Origin of the sequence: Herbaspirillum sp. DW155, assembly GCF_037076565.1 — a bacterium.
Classification (GTDB): domain Bacteria; phylum Pseudomonadota; class Gammaproteobacteria; order Burkholderiales; family Burkholderiaceae_D; genus Herbaspirillum.
The window spans coordinates 4,702,031-4,716,331 of the sequence record NZ_AP029028.1 but is presented as its reverse complement, the minus strand read 5'-3'; the positions used below and the strand labels follow the sequence as shown (position 1 = coordinate 4,716,331).

General features: G+C 61.3%; 14 protein-coding genes. 4 read left to right on the top strand and 10 right to left on the bottom strand.

Going from position 1 to position 14,301, the window contains the following annotated elements; all coding sequences use genetic code 11:
• The first annotated feature begins 3 nt into the window (after nt 1-3).
• Nucleotides 4-786: an ABC transporter ATP-binding protein gene (locus AACH55_RS21470; RefSeq protein WP_338720380.1), complete on the top strand. Its 783-nt coding sequence runs from the start codon at nt 4-6 to the stop codon at nt 784-786.
• A 54-nt stretch (nt 787-840) separates the two neighbouring features.
• On the opposite strand, the gene AACH55_RS21465 is transcribed toward AACH55_RS21470, so the two are convergent.
• From AACH55_RS21465 to AACH55_RS21435, 7 genes are all read right to left on the bottom strand, one after another.
• The gene (locus AACH55_RS21465) at nt 841-1,905 is read right to left on the bottom strand and encodes a Fic family protein (protein WP_338716658.1); all 1,065 of its coding nucleotides are present in this window, start codon (nt 1,903-1,905) and stop codon (nt 841-843) included.
• A 206-nt stretch (nt 1,906-2,111) separates the two neighbouring features.
• Complete coding sequence (locus AACH55_RS21460) at nt 2,112-3,443, bottom strand: allantoin permease (protein ID WP_338716657.1); 1,332 nt, start codon at nt 3,441-3,443, stop codon at nt 2,112-2,114.
• A 218-nt stretch (nt 3,444-3,661) separates the two neighbouring features.
• Nucleotides 3,662-4,639, bottom strand: coding sequence for a biotin-dependent carboxyltransferase family protein (locus AACH55_RS21455; RefSeq protein ID WP_338716656.1), 978 nt, complete (start codon nt 4,637-4,639; stop codon nt 3,662-3,664).
• The gene (locus AACH55_RS21450; protein WP_338716655.1) at nt 4,629-5,528 is read right to left on the bottom strand and encodes an allophanate hydrolase subunit 1; all 900 of its coding nucleotides are present in this window, start codon (nt 5,526-5,528) and stop codon (nt 4,629-4,631) included. Before AACH55_RS21450 ends, AACH55_RS21455 begins: the two co-directional genes overlap by 11 nt.
• Nucleotide 5,529: 1 nt before the next feature.
• Nucleotides 5,530-6,918: an acetyl-CoA carboxylase biotin carboxylase subunit gene (locus AACH55_RS21445; RefSeq protein WP_338716653.1), complete on the bottom strand. Its 1,389-nt coding sequence runs from the start codon at nt 6,916-6,918 to the stop codon at nt 5,530-5,532.
• Between the two features lie 9 nt (nt 6,919-6,927).
• The gene (locus AACH55_RS21440; RefSeq protein WP_338716652.1) at nt 6,928-7,176 is read right to left on the bottom strand and encodes an acetyl-CoA carboxylase; all 249 of its coding nucleotides are present in this window, start codon (nt 7,174-7,176) and stop codon (nt 6,928-6,930) included.
• 33 nt (nt 7,177-7,209) lie between these two features.
• Complete coding sequence (locus tag AACH55_RS21435) at nt 7,210-7,968, bottom strand: 5-oxoprolinase subunit PxpA (protein ID WP_338716650.1); 759 nt, start codon at nt 7,966-7,968, stop codon at nt 7,210-7,212.
• A 129-nt stretch (nt 7,969-8,097) separates the two neighbouring features.
• Between AACH55_RS21435 and AACH55_RS21430 the strand changes: the two genes are divergently transcribed.
• Complete coding sequence (locus tag AACH55_RS21430; RefSeq protein WP_338716648.1) at nt 8,098-9,015, top strand: LysR family transcriptional regulator; 918 nt, start codon at nt 8,098-8,100, stop codon at nt 9,013-9,015.
• Nucleotides 9,016-9,131: 116 nt separating this feature from the next.
• On the opposite strand, the gene AACH55_RS21425 is transcribed toward AACH55_RS21430, so the two are convergent.
• The 3 genes from AACH55_RS21425 to ychF all read right to left on the bottom strand — a co-directional run bounded on the left by AACH55_RS21425 (nt 9,132) and on the right by ychF (nt 12,302).
• Entirely contained in the window at nt 9,132-9,731 is a 600-nt protein-coding gene (locus tag AACH55_RS21425) for a DUF4276 family protein (RefSeq protein WP_338716647.1), read from the bottom strand.
• Nucleotides 9,728-10,939, bottom strand: a complete 1,212-nt coding sequence (locus AACH55_RS21420) for an AAA family ATPase (RefSeq protein WP_338716646.1) — start codon at nt 10,937-10,939, stop codon at nt 9,728-9,730. The genes AACH55_RS21425 and AACH55_RS21420 overlap by 4 nt, the downstream gene beginning before the upstream one ends.
• Before the next feature lie 271 nt (nt 10,940-11,210).
• Nucleotides 11,211-12,302, bottom strand: a complete 1,092-nt coding sequence (gene ychF, locus AACH55_RS21415; RefSeq protein WP_241821180.1) for a redox-regulated ATPase YchF — start codon at nt 12,300-12,302, stop codon at nt 11,211-11,213.
• A 399-nt stretch (nt 12,303-12,701) separates the two neighbouring features.
• On the opposite strand from ychF, the gene AACH55_RS21410 reads away from it, so the two are divergent.
• On the top strand, nt 12,702-13,505 hold the full coding sequence (locus tag AACH55_RS21410) for an ABC transporter ATP-binding protein (RefSeq protein ID WP_338716644.1): 804 nt from the start codon (nt 12,702-12,704) through the stop codon (nt 13,503-13,505).
• Nucleotides 13,502-14,281 carry a lipid asymmetry maintenance ABC transporter permease subunit MlaE gene (gene mlaE, locus AACH55_RS21405; RefSeq protein ID WP_338716643.1) on the top strand — a complete coding sequence of 260 codons (780 nt, stop codon included), beginning with the start codon at nt 13,502-13,504 and terminating at the stop codon, nt 14,279-14,281. Before AACH55_RS21410 ends, mlaE begins: the two co-directional genes overlap by 4 nt.
• Nucleotides 14,282-14,301 lie beyond the last annotated feature (20 nt).

The following is a 14,301-nucleotide window of genomic DNA, read 5'->3' as shown; positions in this document are numbered from 1 at the left end:
ACCATGATGACCTCTGCCGGCGCCGCGCCCGAGGTCCACGCCACCACCGCCCCCGTGCTGCTGGAAGTCAGTGCTCTTTCGGCCCGCTATGGCAAGGTGCCGGCATTGACCGGGGCGGCCTTGTCGCTGCGTGCCGGCCAGATCGTGACCGTCATCGGACCCAATGGCGCGGGCAAGTCGACCTTGCTCAATGCCATGATGGGCGCACTGCCAGCGGGGGCGGCGGCCAGCGGGCATATCGCTTTCGCGGGCGAGGAGGTGAGCCAGATGGAAGTCGAAGAGCGGGTCGCACGCGGCCTGTCGCTGGTGCCGGAAAAGCGTGAATTGTTTACCTCCATGACGGTGGAAGACAATCTCTTGCTGGGCGCCTACAAGCGGCGCCGCAATGGCGAGTCCGGCTATCTGGATCAGCAGGAATTCGTCTATGCGCTGTTCCCGCGCCTGAAGGAGCGGCGCAGGCAGGCTGCCGGTACGCTCTCCGGCGGCGAGCGCCAGATGCTGGCCGTGGGGCGCGCGCTGATGGCCAAACCGAAGGTGCTGATGCTGGATGAACCCAGCCTCGGACTGGCACCGCTGATCACGCGGGAAATTCTTTCCATCATCAGCCAGTTGCGCAGTACCGGTGTGGCGACCTTGCTGGTGGAACAGAATGCGCGCGCGGCCCTGCAGGTGGCCGATTACGGGTATGTGCTGGAGATGGGCGAGATTGTCTGCGAGGGTGCAGCCGGGGTGCTGGCGGCGGACAAGAAGATCGTGGAGAGTTATCTGGGGGTGGCGCGGCATTGAGCTTGCGCTCGCGACGCTTCCATTCTGTGCATGCGGGGCCCCGTCCCGCTGGCCTCAGTCCAGGGTGATGGAGCGCTTGCGGTGTTGCCACTTCGCGCTGCGCCCTTTGCCATTGGGTTCGATCAAGCCTTCTGCTTTCATCGTCCGCAGCACTACCCGCACCATGTCGCGGCTCACGCCCGGACAAGCCAGCTCGATTTCCGAGATGGAAAACGGCAGCCTGCGCTTGAGGATTTCAGCGCGGACCCGGTCGCCTTTGGCGCCGCGTCCGCGCTGGATGGTACCGACCCGCTCTTCGAACTCCTTGTAGGCGCGCAGCAAGGCGCCCCAGAAATAGTTCAGCCACGGCGCGACATCGTGCTTTCCTTTATGCCAGCGGCGGGAGCTGGCCTCCAGGGTTTCGTAGTAGCTTTCCTTGGACTCCTCGATGATGCGTTCCAGACTGATGAAGCGGCCGACCGCGTAGTCGAAGTGATAGAGCAGTTGCAGGGTCAGCAGTCGTGCCATCCGCCCGTTGCCGTCAGGGAAGGGATGGATGCAGAGGAAATCCAGGATCGCCAGCGGGACCAGCACCAGAGGATCGGCCAGTTGTTGATTCAGTGCGTGTCGATAGGCGCCGATCAGGTCATTCATCGCCATTGGCGTCAGATGCGCAGCGACCGGGCGGAAGCGGATACGCGAACTGCCATCTGCGTGGCGTTCGATGATGTCGTTGTTGGTGCCTTTCCAATGCCCCCCTGTCTGGGGCATGTACCGGTACATCCGGTCATGTAACTGCAACAGCGTGCTGGCCGAGAACGGCATGTGCTCGCCGCTTTCATGGATCAGATTGAGCGCATCGCGATAGCCCGCCAGCTCTTGCTCGGATCGGCTCTTTGGCGCGGCGTTCTTCAGCACCAGTGGCTTGAGCCGGTGCGCCGCGACGACGACACCCTCCAGGCGCGTCGATGATTCGGTCGATTCGACCACGGCAACCTGGCGCAGATCATTCAACATCTCGGGGGATTGGGCGGCATACAGCAATTGCTTGCCGCGATGTTCACCGAGTGCGCGCAGCGTGGAAAGCTGTGCGCTATTGAAACGCAGGCCTGCTAGATAGGCGGGAGCGAAGGAAAGCATGGGTACCTGACGAAGGGGCGAATGGGGTAATAATATCTATTAACAGGGTAGTTAATGGAACTATTACCCCAATATCTGCCTGATCCTCGTCATTCTTCGAAGGCCCCTGTTTCTATCGTCGGGAGCTTGCCAGAGACAGATGTATTCGCCGCAGGGGCAAGGGTATTTGCCGTAAGACATGCGGCGAATGAACAGCAATCAGTCGCTCACTCTGCGGCCTGCAAGGTTTTCCCTGCCCGTGCGCGCTGCTGCAACAAGGCATACACCCCCATCGATGCCACGAAGGTCAGCGGTGCCGACAGCGACAGCCAGAAGCCGCCCGTCTCCATCAGCACGAAGCCCAGCACCACGCCGCAGAACCAGGCGCCCAGCCCGACACGGTTGATGCCCGCTGTGCCATCGGTCGCGGTGCCGTGGTCGCCCGTGGTGAGAATATGCGCCAGCGCCACCCCGACCCACGCCACCACGAACACACCCTGATAGGCCAGCGCCTTGAGCAGGTAGGAGAACACGTCGGCCAGCATCAGTGCATACACCACCGCGCCCACTACCACCGCCCATACCAGACGCGAGGCGCGCAGGCCCAGCAGGTTGCCGAAGAAGGCCTGCATGTTGACCGTGGCCAGATAGTAGTTGGCGGTGTTGATGCGCGTCTGCGTAACCCAGACGAAGAGCAATCCCCAGAATCCCATGAGCTTGAGGATGGCCATCACCACCGACACTTCAGAGACCGGACCATCCTGTGGAATGCTGCTGGCCAGGTAGATGCCGGCTGCGCCATTGAGCAGGATGGTGACCAGGTAGAAGGGCATGCCGAAATTGAAGCGGCCGTGATACGTGGCATCTTCGGGCTTGCCGAAGCGGGCGTAGTCGAAGGTGAACATCATCAGCACCCACACGCCCATGTAGTACGTGAAGCAGCTCCACCAGCCATCGGCCGGCGGCACGGCCGGGCCGAAGTCCAGCCACTGCGGCTGGTAGCCGTACTGGCTCACCGCCAGCACCAAGGCCATCAACAGGCCCAGCAGGTAGAACGGCAGCAGCACGCCGTTGAACTTGTCCAGCCAGTGCTGCACGCTGCCGAAGACCAGCGGCACGCTGTAGAGCACCACAATGAGCGCGGCCACCGGATAGAGCAGCGACGGGTAGAGATGATGCAGCGCCACCGCGATCACCGAGCCCTCGAAGACGGCATAGTAGATCGCGGTGGAAAAGAAGATCAGCGTGGCCAGCGAGGCGCCCAGCCGTCCGAACAGGATGCGCGAGAACAAGGCCACCGACAGGCCGGTGCGCATGGCGTAGCGACTGATGCAGGCATTGATGAGCCCGTAGCTGATGACCGAGAGCACCATGCCGATGAGGGCATTGCGGGCACCATAGGTCAGCGCCAGCGAGGCTCCCACGACGATGTAGAAGATCGCGCTGCAGACGGCCCACCAGGCCATCGTCAGCGAGAGTTTGCCCATGCGCGCACTGGCAGGGACGCTGTGGGTGGAGAGGTCGATTTCCTTGTTCTGCGTTTGTGATAAGCCGGCCATGTCAGTTTCTCCTGAGACGTTGAAGCGATGATTCAATGAGGCGGATGAGAGGCGAGAGCGAAAAACGAAAGCGAAAAAACCGAAGCAAAAAACCGAAGCGAAGTCCCAATGGAATTGCGTATGCAAAACCTGCAGGCAAAGCCGCGCCCATCCCGGGGCGGCGGATGAGCGCCGGCCCGGGCGGGAATCAAGCGGTGGGATGTGCGGCTGTGACGGTCTCAGCCGCCCAGGAGACTGCCAAGGCGCAGGAAACGCTGCTGGTACTGGCGCCGCGCCTCCAGCGCCTGCTCCAGCGTCACGCGCACGAACTGCGCCTTGTGGTTGGGTTGCAGTTGTCCGATCAGGTCGAGGTCGGCGCTGATGACGGTGCCGATGGTGGCGTAACCACCACCGGACACGGCATCGCGCAACAGCACGATGGGCTCCACGCCACCGGGGATCTGGATCGAACCGATGGGGTAGCAGGCATCGACGATATTGGACGGATCCGAGCCGGCGCCGAAGGGTTGTTCACGCGGTCGGAACTGCATGGGCTGGCCGCCCTTGAAGCGGTAGCCGATGCGGTCCGCTTCCGAAGCCACGGTCCAGGTATCGGCAAAGAAGCGCTCCACGGCGTCGTCCGTGAGGCGATGTATGTACAGCCCCGGCACCACGCGCAGCGCGGCTTCGCGGTCGAACACCGGGACCAGTGACAGCGGCAGGGCACGCCCTTCGACGGCCTGCGAGGACGCGCGGCCCAGCGGCAGTTCGTCGTCCTTGGCCAGCTTGCGGCCATGCCATCCACCGAGTGCGCCCAGCGCATAGGTGGCGCGACTTTCCAGCACCAGCGGCACGCCGATGCCACCGGCGATGGCGAGATAGCTGCGCGCGCCGGCCTTGGGATAGTCGAAGCTGAGTACCTGGCCGCTGCGCACCTTGAAGGCGGTATCGAGCGGCCGGTCACTGCCATCCACGCGCGGCTGCATGCGCGCGCCGGTGACGGCGACCAGTGCATCGCACTGGAACTCCAGCTGCGGTCCCATCAGGCTGCATTCCAGAGCCGAGGTGGTGGCGGGGTTGCCCACCAGCAGGTTGGCGCTGCGCAGGGCGTATTGGTCCAGTGCGCCGGAGGGCGGAATGCCCAGGTGGTAGTAGCCTTCGCGGCCGCCGTCCTGCACCGTGGTCGCCAGGCCGGGCTGTTTCACCTTAATCGTCATGGAGGGCCTCCTTGAGAGCGTGGATGCAGGCTGTCGGATCGGCCTGGAAGGCATCGAGATCGAAACTGGCCGCGCGGATGCGCAGGTCGAAACGGCCGGCCTCGACCGCCGCGATGGCGGCGTCATACCCGGCACGGTCGATGGGCTTGAACTGCACGATGTCGCCGGCACGGAAGAACACCATCGACTCCCGCAGATAGGGCAGGCCCTGCGCCGGATCGTAGATGGGCGCGGGCGTGACGCCGAACATCTGGTAGCCGCCAGCGCCGCGTACCGAGTAGATGCAGCCGAAGCAGCCACCGTGTCCCAGCGTCAGCCTGGGCGTATCGGTACGGGGACGCAGGTACTTGGGCACCTGCAGTTGCTTGTCCTGCCCGACCATCTGGTACATGAAGGGCAGTCCTGCCACGAAACCGACCATGGAGACGAACCAGGGCGTGCCACTATGAGCCGCGATGAAGGCTTGCACCTCGTCATAACCGTTGATGCGCGCCGCGTATTGCAGATCGGTGGAGGACGGGTCCTGATGGCGGTCACGGAAGCGCGCCTGGGTTTCATTGGTCCAGGGATCGTCATACAGCACCGGCACTTCGATGATGCGGGTCTGGATGCGGCGTTCGGCAGTGGTACTGGCTTCGAGCGCCTGGACCTGTTCCAGCAGAGCCAGCGGATGGATCAGGTCGGGGTTGAAACGGATCTGGAAGGAGGCATTGGCCAGGCACACATCCAGTACGCCGGGCAGCGCCAGTTGCTCCACGGCGCGGGTGATGGCCATGGCGCGGAAGAAGGCTTCCAGCGACATCGATTCGGATACTTCCGCAAAGAGGTGTTCATCACCGGCGATGCTGTAGCGGATCGGGGTGGAGGGCAGGGATTGTGGGCTGTTCATCTCAGGCCTCCTCAAGTTGCGCGGTGCGGGCCGCTGCGCGTTCGGCCAGCCAGGTTTCCAGTGCGCCGGTATCGAAGCGCGCCGCCTGCACGCGCGCATCGGCCAGCAGCCACTGATGCAGTGGCAGTGTGGTGGCCATGCCGCCGACCCGCGTGGCGGCGAGGGCCGCCTGGGCGCGTTCGATGGCCTGCGCCCTGTCCTTGCCATGCACCACCAGCTTGGCCAGCAGCGAATCGTAATACGGCGGGATGCGATAGCCGGTATAGAGGTGGCTCTCCACGCGGATGCCTTCGCCTTGCGGCCAGTGCAGGTCAGACACCGTGCCTGGACAGGGGAAGAAATTGCGCTCCGGGTCTTCGGCGTTGATGCGCATCTCCACTGCGGCGCCTTGCATGCGGATGTCGGATTGCCGCAAGCCGAGCGGCTCGCCGCCCGCAATGCGCAACATGGCCTGCACCAGATCGATGCCGGTGATCATCTCGGTGACGGGATGCTCGACCTGGATGCGCGTATTCATCTCGATGAAGAAGAACTCGCCGCTCTCGTCATCGAAGAGATATTCCAGCGTGCCGGCGCCACGATAGTGCAGCTGTTCGGCCAGGCGCACTGCGCTGTCGCAGAGGGCTTGCCGCTGCGCGGGTGTGAGGGCGGGCGAGGGCGCTTCTTCTAAGACCTTCTGGCGGCGCCGTTGCAGCGAGCATTCGCGTTCGAACAGGTGTACGGCGCGCTGACCATCGCCCAGGATCTGCACTTCGATGTGGCGCGCGCGGCGGATGAAGCGTTCCAGATACACCGCCCCTGATCCAAATGCGGCCTGCGCTTCGCTTTGTGCGATGGGGAATTCCCGCGCCAGTTCGGCAGCATCGCGCGCCATGCGGATGCCGCGACCACCGCCGCCCGCCGAGGCCTTGATCAGCAGGGGATAGCCGACCTGTTCGGCACAGGCCAGTGCAGCGGCAAGATCATCGAGTTCACCGGGCGATCCCGGCACCACCGGCACGCCGGCCGAGGCCGCAGTACGGCGCGCTTCGGCCTTGTCGCCCATGCGGCGGATGGTATCGGCATCCGGCCCCACGAAGATCAGCCCGGCCTCGGTGACCGCTTGCGCAAAGGCGGCATTCTCCGAGAGGAAGCCGTAGCCGGGATGGATGGCATTGGCACCGCTGGCGCGTGCGGCCTGCAGCAGTGCCTCGGTGTTGAGATAGCTGCGGTCGGCGCGGGCCGGTCCGATGATCTGGACTTCATCGGCCATGCGCGCGGCCATCGAATCAGTGTCAGCCTCGCTGCAGGCGGCCACGGTGGGGAGGCCCAGGGCTTGCGCGGCGCGCAGGATGCGCACGGCGATCTCGCCGCGATTGGCGATCAGGAGTTTGGTGATGGAGCTGCTCATGGTGCTGCCTCAACCTGCCGTCTCGATCACGGCCACCAACTGGCCGGGTTCGACCGGATCGCCGTTCTCGACGTGGAAGGCCACCAATGTGCCGCCGTGCTCGGCCTGCAATTCCGTAAATTGTTTCATCACTTCGATCAGGCCGATCACGGCGCCGGCTTCGATGAGGTCGCCTTCCTGTGCATAGGGTGGAGCCTCCGGGCTGGACCGGCGATAGAAAGTGCCGGGCAAAGGGGAGTGCACTTCTTGGACTGCCATGACTTTTCTCCTTCGTGTGATGAATGGTGTGGATCAGCGCGGTGCGGCGATGACGATCTCGGCGGCCTCGAGGCTCTGGCGCGTGGCCTGCACTAGTGCCAGGGCGCCGGGGGTATCGCTGTGGATGCAGACGGACTCGAAGGCGATGGGAATATCGCGCCCTTGGACCGTGCGCACCACGCCTTCGCGGCAGGCCCGCAGCACCTTGGCCGCCACCTGCGCCGGATCGAGCGCACCGACCCGGCGGGTGAAGACGATGGAGCCGCTGTTGTCGTAATCGCGGTCGGCATAGAACTCGCAGACCACGGCCTGTCCCAGTTCCTGGGCCACGTGCCAGATGGCCGAGCCGTGCATGCAGAACAGAAGCAAGTTCGGGTCCAGCTGGCGCAGGGTCTGCACGAAGATGCGTGCAGCCTCTTCATCACGGGCCAGGTGCATGTAGAGCGCGCCATGCGGTTTGATGTGTTGCAGGGCCATGTCGTTGAGGCGGGCGAACTCGCGCAGGGCGCCGAGCTGGTAGAGCATGTCGTTGACCAGTTCGGTGGCCGGGGCGTTGAGGTGGCGGCGGCCGAAGCCGACCAGATCGCGGAAGCCCGGATGCGCGCCGATAGCCACGCCATGTTGCCGCGCCTGTTCCACCGTGCGCCGCATGGTGTTGGGATCGCCCGCATGGAAGCCTGTGGCGATGTTGGCTGAACTGATCAGGGGCATGATGGCTGCATCGACGCCATCGCCGATGGTCCAGGGACCGAAGCCTTCGCCCATATCCGAATTCAGATCGATTTTTCTCATCTTGTGGTCTCCTGCGCTGCCGGAATCAGCGCGTGAAAATGAGTATAGAAATCGGCCACGGTATTGGACAGATGTATTATCAGAGGGCTTGATATCGAAAAATCCGATAGCTTATGAAAGGCATCAAACATGGCCATCACCCTCCGCCAGATTCGCTATTTCGTTGCCACAGCGGAAGTGGGACAGATTTCGCAGGCGGCGATCCACCTGCACATTTCGCAGTCCTCGGTCACCAGTGCCATCCAGGAACTGGAGTCCTTGCTGGGGGCGCCGCTGTTCATCCGTTCTCCGCAGGGGATGATCCTCACCGACAGCGGGCGGCATTTCTTGAATCATGCGTATTCGATTCTGCGCAGCGTGGACGATGCGATGAAGAGTCCGCTGCCGGACAACACCGCCAGTGGCAGTTTGCGCGTGGCCGCCAGTTACACGGTGCTCGGATATTTTTTGCCGCACCATTTGCAGCGGCTGTCGCAGTCTTATCCGGGGATCAAGCTGCACGTGCATGAGAAGGAGCGTGCGGAGATTGAGCAGAGCCTGTTGGAGGGCGACATCGACATGGCGGTGGTGCTGACGTCCAACCTGCGCCATCGCGAGATCGCCTATGAGACGCTGTTCGGTTCGGTACGCCGGCTGTGGCTACCGGCGCGCCATCCGCTGGGCGAGCGCTCGGTGGTCAATCTCTCCGAGGTGGTCCATGAGCCCTTCATCCTGCTGACGGTGGACGAGGCCGACAAGACCGCGCTGCGTTACTGGAACCAGAGCGGACGCAAGCCCAACATCATCATGCGCACCAGTTCCATCGAAGCGGTGCGCAGCATGGTGGCCAATGGTTCGGGGGTGGCGATCCTGTCGGACCTGGTGTATCGGCCCTGGTCACTGGAGGGGTTGCGTATCGAGACCGTGCTGCTGATGGATCACGTGCCGGCCATGAACGTGGGCCTGGCGTGGCGCAAGGGAGTGAAATTTACGCCGGCGATGGAGGCGGTGCGGGAGTATTTCAGGCAGTCGTTTTTGACGCCGCAGTTGAGTAGTGGGAGGAGGTGAGGGAGGCTTCGCGCAGCAAGAGGAGATCGGAACTTCGACGCATCAATCGATATGGCATATGTACGAGCATCATCCCAATGCGTAAAAAATAAATGGATTTACGCGGAGCTTCGTGCTCAGTCTGAATGACGATCTACGATGTTGGCCTGCCACTCTTTGCACAGCTTGCGAAAAGAACGACTATTGTCGAAAGCCTCTTGTAGATCGAAGTGAGCTGTGAATGCTGGTTGGTCCAGCACGACACTGTATGTTCCACTTCCCATATTCCTACGTATCCAGCCTTTAGCGTCCCGAGGTGTTTCCGCATCAACAGGTTTTTCATCCGGGCAACGAAAGCCGCGTTGTCCATCGAGTGATTGAGCCGATGCTATGAACCAGGCTTCGTATTCACGATTGGCGAACACCACCGATATACGTCGATGAGGAACGTGCTTTGTCGCACGCAGATAGACTTGCCGCCCCAAATCGGCTGGGCAGTCATCATCAGCATCCAGGACTACCAAAATCCATCCTCCATCTCCGCACTTGGCCGCAGCCAGTAAGAGCTGTTTTCGGAACTCGTCATCGCGATTGAGGAAGCGGTCTCGGTGTACTCGAATCGGCGGGAGTATGTGAGCGTAGTCAGTGCCGGGGCGCCATTCATTCAAGCGTCTCAACAGGACCGGCAAAGCGGCTACTTCACCATCTCCCTCTACAATGCTGGCGATAGAAATCATAAAGAGTCAATTTCGCTGAAAAGGTCTCCAGCGCTAGCTTTATCTTGCTGCTCGATGCTGGCTCGGTCAGGTGCCAGTTGATTCATGCGCAACAGCTCGCCAGCCGAGAATAGATGCTCGCGCATCACTTGTCGCGAGGCATCGTCAAGTGGTGCGACCTTTGTTTCTCCTGCTTCAGATACCACTGCCAATACCGCATCGGCGTCGATGTTTCGATCGTCAAGTAGATCTGGGCTATGGCTAGTCACTAACACTTGGGTATTTTTTGACGCGCGAACTAACGCCTCGCGTAGTGCACTACTCGCCGCAGGATGTAGCGCCGTTTCAGGTTCCTCGATACCGATTAAAGTTGGAGAGTAATCTACGTTGCTCTGTAATAATGCCGTGAGTACACCGAGCGCGCGTAGTGTGCCGTCGGACATGTTTTGCGCAAGAAAGCGCCAAGGATGCTTGGAACCGGCCATTTCTTGGCGAAACTCCAGTGTCTCCATCGGGCCGATGGGCTCTCGCCCGACACCATGAACCATGGGCGCTACCGAGTGAAGATATTCCTGAATTAGCAGGATCTGGTCAGGTGCCACCTTTTCCAGATGTCCAATTACGCTAACGATATTTTCTCCGGATGGTCGCAACAAGCGACCATCCTGCGGTTTCTGTAATTCACGCATCAGCTTTGGATTCAGGTTGTAGAAACCCATCGTTGTCAGCGCATCGAATACAGGACGGAAAACGGTCAGGCCGGAGGCCGCCACCAACGCTAGCCTGTCCGCTGTGATTGATGGAAAAGTGGGTTCGCTGCTGTCGCGCAACTTACCCTTTTGGATGCGAAAGAAAGGACCTTTGCCAATGCCGGAGACAACACACTCTTCTTTCTGGACTTCGTAGGCTCCGTTCTTCAACGCGCCGATGACGAAGCCATAGTACCCTGGCTGACCGCTCGGCAAAACAAACTCGATTCGGATGGCGAAATGGGTGGGATGCCCCCCACTGCGGCGTCGCACCTCATTGATGCCGCCTCGTTCATTGAGCGCACTGTCCAGTGAGTTGAAAAGTGCATCGCGCACGAAATGGAGCGCATCCATGAAATTGCTTTTACCCGCGCCATTATGTCCGACGAGATAAGTTAGCGGGTTTAAGCGCACATCACAATAACCGATGCTCTTATAGTTTCGGAGAGCCACGCGATCAATGAAAGGGGCCTTTGTCATGCTTTTCTCTTTCCTCAGACTTGGTAAGCCTTCATGACTTCAGTGGAGATGGTGTAATCCGAAAAGCTGGCATCTCAAGATAGTCTGCGACCGATGTTCTTGCATAGCCGCCGTTGAGTGCTCCCGTGCATTGACGGGAGAACGAAGGTCGGATATTGGAGAACCGCTTAAGAATTGCCCGTGCTAAATCACCTAATAAATATCGAAGCAAGGTGGAAAATTCCGGCCACGGTCGCGGAATTACCGCCAGCCACATTCCGTATGATCAGTTTCAGACATTGAACAAGAAATTCATCACATCCCCATCCTTGACCACATACTCCTTGCCTTCGGCGCGCATCTTGCCCGCTTCCTTGGCCCCCGCCTCACCCTTGAAGGCGATGAAGTCCTCAAAGGCAATCGTCTGCGCACGAATGAAGCCGCGCTCGAAGTCGGTGTGGATCACGCCAGCCGCCTGCGGGCCGGTGGCGCCCACCGGAATCGTCCAGGCGCGCACTTCCTTCACGCCCGCGGTGAAGTAGGTCTGCAGGCCCAAGAGCTTGAAGGCCGCGCGGATCAGGCGGTCCAGGCCCGGTTCTTCCATGCCCATGTCGGCCAGGAAGTCGGCCTTGTCGGCGTCGTCCAGGTCGGCGATCTCGGCTTCGATGGCCGCGCAGATGGCCACGATGGGGGCGTTCTGTTCCTGGGCGTAGGCGGTCAGCTGGTCCAGCAGCGGGTTGTCGGTGAAACCGCTGTCGGAGACGTTGGCCACATACATCGCCGGCTTGGCCGTGATCAGGCACAGCGGCTTGATCAGCAGCATCTCTTCGGCATCCAGCCCCAGCGCGCGCACCGGCTTGGCTTCGTCCAGCGCCGGCATGATGCGCTCCAGCAGGGCCACCAGCTTGGCAGCATCCTTGTCGCCGGAGCGTGCCTTCTTCTGTTCGCGGTGGATGGCTTTCTCGACGGTGCCCATGTCGGCCAGCGCCAGTTCGGTCTGGATCACGGCGATGTCGTCCAGCGGGCTCACGCGGCCGGCCACGTGGATCACGTTCGGATCTTCGAAGCAGCGCACCACGTTGACGATGGCGTCAGTCTCGCGGATGTGCGACAGGAACTGGTTGCCCAAACCTTCACCCTTGGAGGCACCCGCCACCAGGCCGGCGATATCCACGAATTCGACCGTGGCCGGCAGGATGCGCTCGGGCTTGACGATCTCGGCCAGCGCCTTCAGACGCGGATCGGGCACTTCCACGATGCCGACATTGGGCTCGATGGTGCAGAACGGATAGTTCTCGGCGGCGATGCCCGCCTTGGTCAGCGCGTTGAAAAGAGTGGACTTACCGACGTTGGGCAGACCCACGATGCCGCATTTGAGGCTCATGACAGATTCTTCCGAAAGCAAAACCGACATTGTATCAAGGCGCAGGCGCCAACCCACAGCTTTGCGATGCAGCATCGATTCGTCGGCCCGCGCTGTGGTATCGCGTCATCGCTGGTAACATGCGAGCGATAAATCGCATCTTTGACTTGTCGGTGATGCACCATTTCGTTGCAGGCGCACCACGCAATGAGAAATTATTTACCTATGCAATATTTAACTGACTCATTCGTCAGCAAGTTGTGTGCAAGAAATAGTTGCTATTTGTGGCGAACATGCATGTAACTTGTTAAGAACGTCACTTTTCGCTGTCTCTGATTTACAGGCTGTATTGCCTTCTTGAAAGCGATTTGTAAAATTTGCTCTACAATGTCGGTTTTCCCAAGAACTCAAAGAATCCCTTTGACTAATATCGTCGAAATCCGCGATCTGCATTTCCGCTATGGCGACCGGCCCATACTGACCGGTCTGCATATGGACTTCCCGCGCGGCAAGGTGGTGGCGGTGATGGGCGGTTCCGGATCCGGCAAGACCACCATCCTGCGCCTGATCGGCGGGCAGTTGCAGCCGCAGCAGGGCAAGGTGGAAGTGGATGGCGAGAACGTGCCGTCGCTGGCGACCAGGCAACTGTATCTGCTGCGCCGCAAGATGGGCATGCTGTTCCAGAACGGCGCGCTGTTTACCGACATGACGGTGTTCGACAACGTGGCCTTTCCGCTGCGCGAGCATACCGATCTGGATGAAACGCTCATCCGCGACCTGGTGCTCATGAAGCTCAACGCCGTGGGGCTGCGTAATGCCGCCGCGTTGAAGCCGGCCGAGATCTCCGGTGGCATGGCGCGCCGCGTGGCGCTGGCACGGGCCATCGCGCTGGACCCGGCGCTGATCATGTATGACGAACCCTTCGCCGGGCTCGATCCGATTTCCATGGGCGTGACGGCCAATCTGATTCGCCGGCTCAATGATGCCCTGGGTTCGACCTCGATCCTGGTGTCGCACGATGTGAACGAATCCTTCGCCATTGCCGACTATGTGTATTTCCTGTCGGCCGGCAAGATCGTGGCGCAAGGGACGCCGCAAGAGATGCGTGAATCCACTGATCCCTATGTGAAGCAATTCGTCCATGCCCAGGCTGACGGCCCGGTGCCTTTCCATTATCCCGGCAAGTCGCTGGCCGAGGACCTGGGCCTGGGAGGTGGCGCATGATCGTCAACTTCGTCAGCGGCCTGGGCCGCAGCATGCGCGAGTTCGTGGTCGGGGTGGGCTTTGCCGCGCGCATGTTCGTCAATACGCTGGGGGCCTCGCTGGGCCTGCTGCGCCGGCCGCGCCTGATCACTGACCAGATCCACTTCATCGGCAACTATTCGCTGGTGATCATCACGGTGTCGGGCCTGTTCGTTGGCTTCGTGCTGGGTCTGCAAGGGTATTACACGCTGAACAAGTACGGTTCGGAACAGGCATTGGGCCTGCTGGTGGCCTTGTCGCTGGTGCGCGAACTGGGGCCGGTGGTGACGGCACTGCTCTTTGCCGGGCGCGCCGGAACCTCGCTGACCGCCGAAATCGGTCTGATGAAAGCCGGCGAGCAACTGTCGGCCATGGAAATGATGGCCGTGAACCCGCTGCAACGCGTGGTGGCGCCGCGCTTCTGGGCCGGCGTGGTGGCCATGCCGGTGCTGGCAGCCATTTTTAGCGCCGTCGGTGTGCTGGGCGGCTATGTGGTCGGCGTGCTGCTGATCGGCGTGGATGAAGGGGCGTTCTGGTCGCAGATGCAGGGCGGGGTCGATCTGTGGAGTGACGTCGCCAATGGCGTGCTCAAGAGCATCGTCTTCGGCGTGGCGGTGACCTTCGTGGCGCTGTTCCAGGGCTATGAAGCGCAGCCGACGCCCGAAGGCGTGGCCCGCGCCACCACCCGGACCGTGGTGATCGCCTCGCTCACCGTGCTGGGCCTGGATTTCCTGCTGACTGCACTGATGTTCAGCTGACCGGCCGCAATGCTTGGACA